Origin of the sequence: Achromobacter pulmonis (assembly GCF_021733725.1) — a bacterium.
In the GTDB taxonomy this organism is placed as follows: Bacteria; Pseudomonadota; Gammaproteobacteria; order Burkholderiales; family Burkholderiaceae_B; genus Achromobacter; species Achromobacter pulmonis.
In genome coordinates this window covers 3663323-3676257 of the sequence record NZ_JAIFOT010000001.1, presented here as the reverse complement: position 1 = coordinate 3676257, position 12935 = coordinate 3663323, and the positions used below count along the sequence as shown (strand labels likewise).

Annotated in this window: 10 protein-coding genes; 4 read left to right on the top strand and 6 right to left on the bottom strand. The window is 68.2% G+C overall.

Annotation, left to right across the window (positions count from 1 at the left end; all coding sequences use genetic code 11):
• Positions 1-97: 97 nt before the first annotated feature.
• The 6 genes from epsC to K2W61_RS17025 form a co-directional block, all read right to left on the bottom strand.
• Positions 98-1045: a serine O-acetyltransferase EpsC gene (gene epsC / locus K2W61_RS17050; protein WP_175135526.1), complete on the bottom strand. Its 948-nt coding sequence runs from the start codon at positions 1043-1045 to the stop codon at positions 98-100.
• Between the two features lie 184 nt (positions 1046-1229).
• Positions 1230-2282, bottom strand: a complete 1053-nt coding sequence (galE, locus tag K2W61_RS17045; protein WP_175135525.1) for a UDP-glucose 4-epimerase GalE — start codon at positions 2280-2282, stop codon at positions 1230-1232.
• Positions 2283-2295: 13 nt separating this feature from the next.
• The gene (gene pgi / locus K2W61_RS17040) at positions 2296-3969 is read right to left on the bottom strand and encodes a glucose-6-phosphate isomerase (RefSeq protein ID WP_175141519.1); all 1674 of its coding nucleotides are present in this window, start codon (positions 3967-3969) and stop codon (positions 2296-2298) included.
• Positions 3970-3982: 13 nt separating this feature from the next.
• Positions 3983-5386: a phosphomannomutase/phosphoglucomutase gene (locus K2W61_RS17035; protein WP_175135523.1), complete on the bottom strand. Its 1404-nt coding sequence runs from the start codon at positions 5384-5386 to the stop codon at positions 3983-3985.
• A gap of 18 nt (positions 5387-5404) precedes the next feature.
• Positions 5405-7666 carry a GNVR domain-containing protein gene (locus K2W61_RS17030; RefSeq protein WP_175135522.1) on the bottom strand — a complete coding sequence of 754 codons (2262 nt, stop codon included), beginning with the start codon at positions 7664-7666 and terminating at the stop codon, positions 5405-5407.
• Between the two features lie 103 nt (positions 7667-7769).
• Positions 7770-8906: a polysaccharide biosynthesis/export family protein gene (locus K2W61_RS17025; protein WP_236756128.1), complete on the bottom strand. Its 1137-nt coding sequence runs from the start codon at positions 8904-8906 to the stop codon at positions 7770-7772.
• 247 nt (positions 8907-9153) lie between these two features.
• On the opposite strand from K2W61_RS17025, the gene K2W61_RS17020 reads away from it, so the two are divergent.
• The 4 genes from K2W61_RS17020 (at position 9154) to K2W61_RS17005 (ending at position 12925) form a co-directional block, all read left to right on the top strand.
• Positions 9154-10563, top strand: coding sequence for an undecaprenyl-phosphate glucose phosphotransferase (locus K2W61_RS17020; protein WP_175141521.1), 1410 nt, complete (start codon positions 9154-9156; stop codon positions 10561-10563).
• A gap of 73 nt (positions 10564-10636) precedes the next feature.
• Positions 10637-11098, top strand: a complete 462-nt coding sequence (locus tag K2W61_RS17015; RefSeq protein WP_217467988.1) for a GDP-mannose mannosyl hydrolase — start codon at positions 10637-10639, stop codon at positions 11096-11098.
• Positions 11095-12525 (top strand): mannose-1-phosphate guanylyltransferase/mannose-6-phosphate isomerase, encoded by a 1431-nt coding sequence (locus K2W61_RS17010; RefSeq protein WP_175135518.1) that lies wholly within the window; start codon positions 11095-11097, stop codon positions 12523-12525. The genes K2W61_RS17015 and K2W61_RS17010 overlap by 4 nt, the downstream gene beginning before the upstream one ends.
• The gene (locus K2W61_RS17005; RefSeq protein WP_236756127.1) at positions 12518-12925 is read left to right on the top strand and encodes a VanZ family protein; all 408 of its coding nucleotides are present in this window, start codon (positions 12518-12520) and stop codon (positions 12923-12925) included. The genes K2W61_RS17010 and K2W61_RS17005 overlap by 8 nt, the downstream gene beginning before the upstream one ends.
• The last annotated feature ends 10 nt before the right edge of the window (positions 12926-12935 follow it).

Below are 12935 nucleotides of genomic sequence, written 5' to 3'. Positions count from 1 at the left end.
CCAGTTTCCCGTAGCGAAACGCGGGCGTCCAAGGCGCCCCGGGCCGGACGCGGGCGGCAGCAGGGCTGCCCGGGCGTCTGGCGCCACGCGGGCGGTGTCAGCCGCCCAGGCCGCAATCGGGCATGTCGCTGACCAGGCTGGCCTGGGTGACGTTGCTGCCCGGCGGCACGCTGCGCGTGAGCCAGACGTTGCCGCCGATGGTCGAGCCCTTGCCGATGGTGACACGCCCCAGAATGGTGGCGCCCGCGTAGATCACCACATCATCTTCGATCAGCGGGTGGCGCGCCAGGCCTTTCTTGAGTTCGCCGTTCTCGCCCGGCGGGAAGCGCTTGGCGCCCAGCGTGACCATCTGGTAGAGCCGCACGCGGTCGCCGATGATGGCGGTTTCGCCGATCACCACGCCAGTGCCGTGGTCGATGAAGAAGCTGCTGCCGATGGTGGCGCCCGGGTGGATGTCGATGCCGGTGTCGGCGTGGGCGATCTCGGCCACGATGCGCGCCAGCATCGGCACGCCCAGGCGGTACAGCACGTTGGCCAGGCGGTGGTGGATCATGGCGGCCACGCCCGGGTAGCACAGCAGCACCTCGTCGACGCTGTGCGCGGCCGGATCGCCCTGGTAGGCGGCGGTCACGTCCAGGTCGAGCGCGGCACGCACGCGCGGCAGCTCGGCGCCGAACCGGCGCACGATCTCGATGGCGCGCGGCTGCGAATCGGCCAGTTGCGCCGGGTCGTCGCGGCCAAGGTATTGCAGTTCCAGGTTGACCTGGTGCAGCAAGGCGTCCAGCGCCGCGCCGATGGTGTGGCCGACGTAGAAGTCCTCGACTTCCTCGCGCAGGTCGATCGGCCCCAGGCGCATCGGGAACAAGGCGCCACAGAGGTCCTTGATGATCTGGCGCAGGGCTTCCTGCGACGGGAACTCGCGCAGCCCGGCGTCTTCGCGCAGGCGGCCGCGCGGACCGCGCCAGGCCACGCGCGCCTGGCGCAGGCCCGAGACGATGCTGTCCAGGTTCCAGTGGGCGGTGGGAAGGTAGGCCGGACCGCTCATCGGGGCAGTCCCAGGCGGGTGCCGGCCGGGCCGGCGATCGGGTGAGAATCGAGCATGACAGTGCCTCGGTGACGGTGCATCGCGCGCGCCGGCGGCGCCGCGCGGCGATGCTGCTTCGCAATATTTCCGTCAACTGTAACCGCTCGGCCCGCTTGGCGGAAATCCAACCGACACGGCGTTGGGGTTATGGCGCCGGCGGCTCGGGCTCGTAACCGCCCGGGTTGCCCTGCTGCCAGCGCCAGCCGTCGGCGCACATGGCCTCGACCCCGCGGGTGCTGCGCCAGCCCAGCAGCGTGGCCGCCAGCGCCGGATCGGCCCACATCCGCTCGATGTCGCCGGGACGGCGCGGCGCCTTGCGCAGCGGAATGCGGCGCTGGCTGACGCGCTCGAACGCGCGCACCAGCTCCAGCACGCTGGTGCCGCGCCCCGTGCCCAGGTTGACGGCCACGAAGCCGGCATGGCCGGCGGCATAGTCCAGCGCCTGCACATGGCCCTGCGCCAGATCCATGACGTGCAGGTAATCGCGCACGCCGGTGCCATCCTCGGTGGCGTAGTCGTCGCCGAACACGTTCAGGAACGGCTGGCGCCCCACCGCCACCTGGGTGATGTAGGGAAACAGGTTGTTGGGCACGTCGCGCGGGCTTTCGCCGATCTGGCCGCTGGGATGCGCGCCGATCGGGTTGAAGTAGCGCAACGTCACCGCGCCGAAGGCCGGCTCGGCGGCGCACAGGTCGCGCAGCATCTGCTCGACCATCAGCTTGCTGCGGCCATACGGATTGGCGGGCGCCAGCGGATGCGCCTCGGTGAACGGCAACGCGCGCGGCTCGCCATAGACGGTGGCCGACGAACTGAACACCACGCGCGCCACGCCCTCGTCGCGCATGGCGCGCAACAGCGCCACCGAGCCGGCCACATTGTTGTCGTAGTACTTGAGCGGATCGGCCACCGATTCGCCGACGGCCTTGCAGCCGGCCAGGTGCAGCACCGCGCGCACCGGATCGCCCCGCCGCGCCTCGCGCGCCAGCAGCGCCTGCACCAATCCGGTCTGGCGGATGTCGCCCTCGACCAGCGGGATCGACGCGCCGCACAGGCGCTCGACCCGCCGCACCGCCTCCGGGCTGCTATTGCTGAAGTTGTCCAGCACCAGCGGCCGCTGGCCCGCCGCCAGCATCGCCACCAGGGTGTGGGCGCCGATGTAGCCAGCGCCGCCGGTGACCAGCACGCGCATCTCCGTCATGCCCGCTCTCCGTTCAAAGATGCGCCGCCACGCCCGGCACCCAGGCATGGCGCGGGCGCGGCGCCTGGGCATGGCCGCGATAGCGGTCGATCCAGTACGAAGTGGAAGCGTCGTGGCCCCAGTCGACCACGCCAGCCGAAACCGGCACCGCCAGTTCGCGCTCGATGCCGCTGGCCAGCCGCTTGCCCAGTTCCACGCCCCATTGGTCGAACGGATTGACGCCCCACACCACGCTCTGTACGAACACCTTGTGCTCGTACAGCGCCAGCAAGGCGCCCAGCGCGCGCGGGTCGAGTTGGCGCAGCACGATCAGCGTGGATGGCCGCCCGCCCGGATGCACCATGTGGCGCGCCAGGCTCAGCGCCTTGTCGGGATCGTCGATATGCGCCACGTCCAGCAACGCCTGTTCCAGGCTCTTGCCGCGCAGCAGCGCCTGGCGCTGCGCCAGGCAATTGGCCAGCAGCATGCGGTGGGCGTCGGGGCTGTCGGCGTGGCCCTGCAGGCTGGCGATGAAATCGACCGGCGCGCCCTGCGCGCTCTGGTGCAGCCACTGGAAGAAGGTGTGCTGGCCGTCGGTGCCCGGCATGCCCCAGATGATGGGCGCCGTCGGCACATCGACCTCGGCGCCGTCGCCGCCGACACGCTTGCCCAGCGACTCCATCTCGAGCTGCTGCAGATAGGTCACCAGGTGCAGCAGCCGCGCGCTGTAGGCGGCGATGTTGAGCGAACCGTGCCCCAGCACGCTGCAATTGACCAGCCCGGCCAGCGCCAGCTGCACCGGCGCGTTGGCCGCCAGCGGCGCCTGCTGGAAGTGCTGGTCCATGGCCTCGGCGCCGGCGCGCATGCCGATCAGCACGTCCATGCCCACCGTCAACGCGATCGACAGGCCGGCCACCGACCAGACCGAATAGCGGCCGCCGACCCAGTCGCACATGTGGAACACCTGGCTCGACGGCACCCCCAGCGCGCGCGCCGCCGGCACGTTGGCGGTGACCGCCGCCAGGTGCTGCGAGGGGTCCGTCACCCCGCCGCGCTGGAGCCAGGCGATGGCCGCGCGCGCATTGTGCAGGGTCTCGGCGGTGGTGAACGACTTGGACGACACCACCACCAGGCAGCGGCGCGGGTCCAGCCCGGCCACGGCGTCATGGAAGGCATGGCCGTCGATATTCGAGACGAAGCGGATCTGGCGGCGCTGGCCGGCGCCGCCGAACGCCTGGATCGCCAGGCGCGGCCCCCAGTCGCTGCCGCCGATGCCAATGTGCAGCACCGAGGAAAAATCGGCGCCCTGGTCGATGCGGCGCACGAAGTCGGCCATGCGCGAATACTCGCAGACCGAGTCCTGGTCCTGCCCGTCCGGTTGCTCGCGGGTGCGGCCGGCGCGCAGCGCCGTGTGCCAGGCCGGCTTGCCCTCGGTCCAATTGACCGGCGCGCCGGCGAACAGCGCCTGGCGCGCCGCATCCAGCCCGCGGGCGCGCAGCAGCGCCTGCGCCGCGGCGTCCAGCGGCGCCGACTGCCGCTGCATCGTCAGGTCCACGCACAAGCCGGCCGCCTCGATCACCTTCAGCGCGCCCGCGTCCAGCGCGGCGCCACGCGCCGCCTGGGAGAACGCCTGCCACTCGGGGCTGGCGGCCAGGCTGTCCGCCTCGGCCCCGGCTTGGGCCTCTCTCGCAATATTCGCCTTTCCCATCGCGTGATGCTCCTTAGAACGGTAAACGGATATGAGGGGCAACACGCCGGAACGCATTGCGGAAGTCCTCCTCGATGCGGGCCAATGCGGCCACGGTGTCTCCCTCGAAACGCAGCACCACCGTCGGCGTGGTGTTGGACGGCCGCGCCAGGCCGAAGCCGTCGGCGTAGTCGACCCGCACCCCGTCCAGGTCATTGATGGATTGCGCGCCGGGGAACTCTCCGTGTTCACGCAGCGCTTCCACCAACGCGAACTGCTCGCCCTGGGTGGTTTCCAGCTTGATTTCGGGCGTGGCGCAGGACTGCGGCAGGCTTTCCAGCAGCGCCGACGGATCGGGCGCCGCCGACAGGATCTCCAGCAGCCGCGCGGCGGCGTAGATGCCATCGTCAAAGCCGTACCAGCGCTCCTTGAAGAAGATATGCCCGCTCATCTCGCCGGCCAGCAACGCGCCGGTCTCGCGCATCTTGGCCTTGATCAGCGAATGTCCCGTCTTCCACATGGTCGGCTTGCCGCCGGCCTCGGCGATGGCGCGCGCGACGTGGCGGCTGCACTTGACGTCGTAGAGGATCTCGGCGCCCGGGTTGCGCGCCAGCACGTCGCGCGCGAACAGGATCAGTTGCCGGTCGGGCCAGATGATCTGGCCGGACTTGGTAACCACGCCGAGCCGGTCGCCGTCGCCATCGAACGCCAGCCCGACCTCGCAATCGGAATAGCGCAGGCAATAGATCAGGTCCTGCAGGTTCTGCGGATCGGCCGGATCGGGATGGTGCCCGGGGAACGAGCCGTCCACCTCGCAGAACAGTTCCGTGACCTCGCAGCCCAGGGCGCGGAACAACGCGGGCGCCACCGCCCCGGCCACGCCGCTGCCGCAGTCAATGGCGATCTTCATCGGCCGCGCCATGCGGATGTCGCCCGCCAGCCGCGCCGCGTAGCACGGCTGGATCTGCATCTGGGTGCGCCCGCCGGCCACGCTGGCCGACTCGATCGGCAGGCGCATCGCATCGCGCAGCGCGGTGATGCCTTCGCCATACAGCGATGCGCCGTCCATGACGATCTTGAAGCCGTTGTGCGCCGGCGGATTGTGGCTGCCGGTCACGGCGATGCCGGCGCCGGTGTCCATCAGCCAGGTGGCGAAATAGACCATCGGCGTAGTCGCCATGCCGATGTCGATCACATGCACCCCGGCCGAGCGCAGCCCGGCCTGCAGCGCCGCCGTCAGCTCCACGCTGCTCAGGCGTCCGTCGCGTCCCACCACCATGGCGCGCGCGCCCAGCTCCAGGGCCCGCGCGCCGGCCGCCATGCCCAGGCTATGGGCGAAGCGCGCGTCGATTTCATCGGGCACGGTGCCGCGTATGTCGTACGCCTTGAAGACCGCATCCAGGATCTGCGGGGGTTCCCAGCCAAACGTTCCATGCATGCCAGTTCTCCGCGCGGGTTACTTGGGGCCGTTCTGTTTGAAATCACCGTAATAGGCGGCGCGCGAATAGCGGTAGCCACCGTACTTGGAACGAAAACCAAAGCGCTCGGGCATCAGCTTCAGGCCGTTGAACAACACGCCGTCCACCGGGGCGCCGGCCTGGATCAGGCGCTTGGCGGTCTCGCGGATCTCCCCCACCGTATTCATGCCCGACCGCACCACCACCATGACCGCGGCGGCATGCGTGCCGACCACCGCCGCGTCGGGCGAGGACAGCACCGGCGCGGTATCCAGGATGACCATGTCGTACTGGCTGGCCAGCTCGCGCAGGGTCTGGCCGAAGATCGGCGAGGCCAGCAGCTCCGACGGATCGAAGCTGACCGCGCCGGTGGCGATGAAGTCCACCCCCTCGGACACGCTGTGCTTGCGTACCCGCTCCAGCGGCAGCGTGCCGGACAGCACTTCGAACAAACCGTCCTCCTTGGGCACGCCAAAATAGCGGTTGAGCTGGCCCTTGCGAAAATCGGCGTCGATCAGCAGCACGCGCTTGCCGACCCCGCCCTGGATGAAGGCGAAGTTGGCCGACAGGAACGACTTGCCGACCCCGGCCACCGGCCCGGTGAACATGACCATGTTGTTGGCCGACTGGCGCAGCGATGCTTGCAGCACATTGCGGAACGAGCGCAGGCTTTCGATCGGCGGCGCGTTGCTCTGGCTTTGCGCCAGCAACGCCGGGATGGTGGCGTTCTTGCGCCGGCTGCGGCGCCACAGCTTGTCCTGCAGGTCGCTGTACGGAATCGCGGCCAGCACCGGCAGGCCGGTGTAGCGCTCGACATCGTCCGGCTCGGACAGGCCGCCGAACAGGGCGTTGCGCACGAAGGCGCACAGCACGCCGAAGATCAGGCCGATGGCCGTGGCCACGGCGATGATGATGGCGGCCTTGGGGCGCACCGGCTTGTCGGGCTGCACCGCCGCATCCAGGATGCGCACGTTGCCGACCTTGCCGGCGCGGATCAGGCGCAGTTGCTGGGCGTTGTTGAGCAGGCCGGTGTACAGCTCGGTGTTGACGCGCACGTCGCGCACCAGCCGCACCACGTCCTGTTCCAGGTCGGGCAACTGCTTGATATTGCTGCCGATGCGATTGACGTCGCCGGTCAGGGACGCGATCTGACGGTCGATGGCGATGATGCTGGGGTGGGTCGGCGCGAACCGGGTGATCATCTCCTGGCGCTTGGCGCGCAGTTCCATCACCTTGGTCTGGGCATCCACCGATTGCGCCAGGATCAGCTTGGCTTCTTCGCTCAGGTCAATGGTGCCGCGCTTGTTGCGCAGCGCGTTGTACTTGGTCTCGGCCGCGTCCAGCTCGCGCTTGAGCTGCGGCAGCTGCTGGTCCAGGAACGCCAGCGATTTCTCGGCCTGGGCGGCCTTGCGATTGACGTTCTGCTGCACGTACTCCTGGCCGATCTGGTTCAGGACTGCAGTGGTCAGCGCCGGATCGTTGCCTTCCAGCGTCACGCCGATCACGCCCGAGGTGCGGCCGCGCTCGAAGATCCCCAAGCGCGCCTGCACGTCTTCAATGGCCGCCAGGCGCGAACTGCGCGACACCGTGTATTCCGTTCCGGGCCGGCCGTTCAGGGCGTCGACGTGCAGGTCCAGCGCGCCGCCGCCGGGCAGCATGAAATGCTCGGGCTTGCCGACCATGCCTTTGAACGTGGCGCCGGTGACCTTGTCGCTCAGGGTGTAGGCGCCGTCGCCCAGATAGGTGATGCGAAAGGGCTTGCCGAGCCATTCGTTGGGCACGTCCAGTTGCGACACCGAGATCGACTCGCCGCCCCACGCATAGCCGCCGCGCGGCAGCCCGGACGGATACGGCAGGCTCTCATGGCGCCGCGCCAGCCATTCGCCCACCACCGGGAAATAGCGCGGCTTGGCGTGGATGTACAGCATGAACTTGTCGACGGCTGGCCCCACCACCATGCGCGAGCGCAGCACTTCCATTTCGCCGGAAGTCTCGGCCTTGGTGTCGAAGATGGCCGACACGTCGCCCAGCAGGCTGCGGTTCTGCCCCTGCGGCGCCTCCTCCTCCACCTGGACGATGATGTCCGCCGAATACACCGAAGGGGTGACCATGACGTATAGGACCGCGCCCAGCAGCGCGACCAGGGTGATGGCGATGATCATCCATCGATTGGAAAAAATGGCGTCCACGTGCGAGGACAGCGGGGTTTCCTGCTGGCGAGCCGGGACGGAGGGCTCGAACGATTCGATAGGCAACGACATGCAGCTCTCCAAGATCAGGCGCCGCCGCGGTCGCGGCGCCCCCAAAGGCGTGGGCCGGATCCCGGCCCCGCGCCCATTGGCGCGGGACGGGCCCGAGGGTCGACTACTTGATTGAATGCACGGTCTGCACCGTTTGCGCGCTCGGGAACAGGTTGCTGATGAAGCGGTTCCACCGCACCAGCGCCGCCGTATCCACGAAGACGACGTCCTTGGGTTGCAACTCGAACTTCTCCGCCACCGCGTAAGCCTGCGGCGACGCCGCGTTCAGGTGGAACACCAGCGGCATCGCCTGCTCGGTACTGCGCACCACAAACACCTGCGACGAGTCGGCAGTCAGCTGGTTGGGCCCTCCCGCCACGCCCAGCGCTTCGTTCAACGTCAACCTGCCATCGCGCATCACGATCGTGGCCGGCGCCGTCACTTCGCCCGTCACGAACACCTTGCTTTCGTCGCGCGGCGTCACCCTGACAATGTCGCCCGACTTCAGCATGACCTGGTTCAGGTCCTGCCCGCGGTCGATCAGGGAGGGCAGGTTCACTCGCGTCTTGCGGCCCGCGCGGATGACATAGACGCTGCTGCGATCTCCCGTGGGCAGGATGCCGCCCGCGCGATTGATCGCTTCCAGCAGGGTCATGGGAATGTCATTGATCGCGACGGTACCCGGCGTTTTCACCTCGCCTTCGACGTAGACCCGCTTGCTGCGATAGCCCAGCACTCGCACCGTGATCTGCGGGTCCTGGATGTATTTACCCGAACTGTTGACTATGAGATTGCGCGCCTGAAGTTCCGTCAACCCCGCCACTTTCAGCAGTCCCGTGTAGGGAAATTGGATATATCCGGCGGATGAGACCGTATACCCCGGAATGCCCGAAGCGGTGTCCCCGATGGCTAGTTCGGTCACCCCAGTGCCAATGGCGTAGGTTTGCGTCGGAAGCACCAGCTCGGGGTGATCCCAGACCACGATCGACAGGATGTCGCCGGGGCCGATGCGATACGGCTCGGCCTTGTCGACCAGATGCGAAACGCCGTCGTTGTTCAGCAGCGCCAGGCGCGCGCGGTTGTCTTCCAGCACCAGGCTGGGCGTGATTTCCTTGACCTCGGCCACCGAGTTGGGATCCAGCGGATCGACCCGATGCTTGGCATCGAAAGTCATGCCTGGAGAAAGAGCGCAGGCGCCCAGCGAGGACACGAGCGCGATGGCGGCGATGGCCCGGCTCAACGTTCCGATAAGTGTCGTCATGGCGAATCCACTGTGAATGACTTCGTTGCTTGGAAAGGAGCCCGATGCGTAACGGGTTGCGACATTCCACTCTCTTTTCCAGGCCCCGCACATTCGACGGATGCCCTAAGCCTTCTCCTACATCGTTTGGAGGTTTCGGGTGCGCCGGGCACTCAATAAGATTTCCACGGTAGCCCCATGCTTTGCGGCAGTGCACCGTTGTTGTCCCCGCGGCCGCAGGGCGACTCCCCGAGCAAAGGAGTACGCGATGGACCCGTCCCTCACGGACACGTCGAGCAGGTCGAACCGATCCGGCTATCTGTATCGCCTGCTGGATGCGGCGATCGTCATCATCTGCGGCCTGGCCGTCACCGAGTTCAAGTTTTCGCAGGAGGCGCTGGCGGATCCGCCGCAGATCCACCTGTTCCTGATCTACCTGTGCGGCCTGGGGGTGATCGCCCTGTTCCCCGCCTTCAGCCTGTATGTCTCGTGGCGCGGGCGGCGCCTGACCGACCTGATCGTGCGCAGCCTGATGGCCTGGTCGCTGGTGTTCGCGCTGGGCATCCTGGTCAGTTTCCTGATGCACCAGAGCGCGTCGGTATCGCGCCTGTGGGCGGCGACCTGGTATGGATCGGCCGCCGTGGCGCTGGCCGGGGTACGCCTGGCGGTCTACACCGTGCTGGGCGCGGCGCGCGACCGCGGCCTGAACCGCAAGCGCGTGCTGCTGGTGGGGTTCGGCGCGCTCGGCCATGACCTGTGGCGCCGCGTCGAACGCTACCGCGAGGCCGGCTACGAGGTCGCCGGCATCTACGCCGAGACCCACGAAATCCTGCCGCCACAGGTGCGGCGCCTGCACGAACTGGACGCGCTGCACACCTTCGTGCGCGAGCACAACGTGCGCGAAGTCTGGATCGTGCTGCCGATGGAAGCCGGCCAGGAGCTGCGCGAAGTGCTCTACCACCTGCGCAATGACCTGGTCGACATCCGCTGGATTCCCGACGTGATGTCGATCCAGCTGCTGGGCCACCGCATCGGCGAATTCCTCGGGCTGCCGGCGATCCAGCTCAACAGCCTGCCGGCCGCCGGCGTGCGCGGCCTGGCCAAGGAGGCCTTCGACCGCAGTTTCGCGCTGTGCGCGCTGATCGGCCTGTCGCCGCTGATGCTGACGGTAGCCTGCCTGGTCAAGCTGACCTCGCGCGGACCGGTGTTTTTCACCCAGCCGCGCCTGGGCGTGGACGGCAAGGTCTTCCACGTCTACAAGTTCCGCACCATGACCGTGCACCAGGAACACGGCGTGGTCACCCAGGCCACCCGCAACGACACGCGCATCACCCGCATCGGCGGTTTCCTGCGCCGCACCAGCCTGGACGAACTGCCGCAATTCCTGAATGTGCTGCGCGGCGACATGTCGGTGGTCGGGCCGCGGCCGCACGCGCTGGAGCACAACGAGCTGTACAAAGACCTGGTGCAGCGCTACATGATGCGCCACCGCGTCAAGCCCGGCATCACCGGCTGGGCCCAGGTCAACGGCCTGCGCGGCCAGACCGACACGCTGCGCAAGATGAGCGACCGCGTCGAGCACGACATCTACTACATCCAGCACTGGACGTTCCGGATGGACCTGATGATCATCGCCCGCACGGCGGTCTCCGGATGGACGGGCCGCAATGTCTACTGAACCATTGGGCTGGCCCCCGTTCGCCCCATCGCGCGCGCGTCCCGCGCCCGCCGCACCGCCGCCGCCCGCCGGCCTGCTGGCCGAGGACGACTTCCGCCGCGCGGTGCAGATGCTGCCGCTGGTGTCGATCGACCTGCTGCTGCGCGATGCGCAGGGCCGCTACCTGACCGGCCTGCGCAGCAACCCGCCCGCCCAGGGCTCCTGGTTCGTGCCCGGCGGCCGCATCCGCAAGAACGAGTCCCTGCCGCGCGCGCTGCAGCGCATCGCCCGCGAGGAACTGGGCGTGACGCTGCCGCCGCAGGCCTGGCGGCCTCGCGGCGTGTACGAACACTTCTATGGCACCAATTTCGCCGGCGAGGCCGGCCGTTCCACCCATTACATCGTCCTCGCCTATGAGGCCGATCTCACGCTGGACGCGGCCAGCCTGCCGCTCGGCCAGCACCGCCGCTACCGCTGGCAAGCCGCGGCGGCCATCGCCGCCGACCCCGGCGCCCACCCCTATACCCAGGCCTACTTCAAGGAGTCAGCGCCATGAGCAACCCCCACCCTCCGTACCGGGCTGTCATCCTCTGCGGCGGCTCCGGCTCGCGCCTGTGGCCGCTGTCGCGCGAGCTGCTGCCCAAGCAGTTCATCCGTTTGACCGATGACCGCAGCCTGCTGCAGAACACCCTGCGCCGCCTGGAATCGGCCGGGGCCCAGGCGCGCCCGATGCTGGTGTGCAACGACGCCCACCGTTACATCGCCGCGGAACAGGCGCTGGAATTGGGTATCCAGGATGCCGAGATCGTGCTGGAGCCATTCGCCCGCAACACCGCGCCCGCCATTGCCGCCGCTACCCTGCGCGCCATGCGCGACGGCGAGGACCCGGTGATGCTGATCATGCCTTCCGACCACGTGCTGGAAGACGGCCCGGTGCTGGCGGCCGCCTTCGCCGAGGCCTACCAGGCCGCGCGCCAGGGCGCGCTGGTGACTTTCGGCATCACCCCCAGCGCGCCGCTCAGCGGCTATGGCTACATCCAGGCGGCCGAACCAGGCGCCATGGCCCCGGCGCGCAAGGTGCGGCGCTTCGTCGAAAAGCCCTCGCCCGAGGTGGCGCAGCGCTTCATCGAGGATGGCGGCTACTACTGGAACAGCGGCATGTTCGCGTTCCAGGCTTCGGTCTTCCTGGCCGAGCTGGAACGGCTGGCGCCGCGCATCCTGGAACAGGTGCGCGCGGCGGTGGCCGGCGGCCATGGCGAGCAGGCGCTGTTCCAGCTGGACGGCCCGGCCTTCGAGGCCTGCCCCAGCGACTCGATGGACTACGCCATCATGGAACGCACCGACAGCGCCGTGGTGATCCCGCTGGCCGCGCCCTGGAGCGACGTCGGCGCCTGGGACGCGGTCTGGGGCATCGCCCACAAGACCGCCGAGGGCAACTCCACCACCGGCGACGTGATGGTCGAGGACTCGCGCAACTGCCTGATCCATTCGACCAGCCGGCTGGTCGCGTCGGTGGGGCTGGATGACATCGTCGTGATCGAGACCGCCGACGCCGTGCTGGTGGCCCACAAGACCCGCTCGCAGGACGTCAAGCGGCTGGTGGAGGCATTCAAGGTGCAGCACCGCAGCGAGCTGAACCACCATCGCGAAGTGCAGCGCCCGTGGGGCTCGTACGACTCGGTCGGACAGGGGCCGCGCTACCAGGTCAAGCGCATCACCGTGAAACCCGGCGCGCGCCTGTCGTCGCAGATGCACCACCATCGCGCCGAACATTGGGTGGTGGTGTCGGGCACCGCGCGCATCTACAACGGCGACAAGCAGTATTTGCTGACCGAGAACCAGTCGACCTACATCCCGCTGGGCGAGGTCCACAGTCTGGAGAACCCCGGCAAGATCCCGCTGGAGATCATCGAGGTGCAGTCCGGCGCCTATCTGGGCGAGGATGACATCGTCCGCCTCCAGGACATGTACGGCCGTGTCTGACCTGCGGTGCGCGGCCTCCTCCTTCTGGCGCCCTGGCCTGGCGCGGGTCTGCCTGCCGCTGGCGGCGCTGTTCTTCATCACGCTGGTGACGGTGGGCAACCTGCCGGGCCTGGCCGCCGAGATGTCCGATGCGTTCGGCGACAAGCGCCTGCACCTGATGGCCTACGCCTTCCTGACCGTGCTGCTCTACCTCTCGGTCCAGCGCCGGCCAGGCCTGACCGCGCTGCTGGCGGTGTCGGCCCTGGGTGCGCTGGACGAAGGCATCCAGTCCTTTTTTGCCTATCGACAGGCCGACCTCTTAGACCTTTTGGCCGATATCTCTGCGGCGGGTGCGACAGTAATCTCATTGAACATCGGTTTCGCAGCCTTCGGCTCCTTTCGTGCAATGACTAAGTCTTAAGGATAAAACC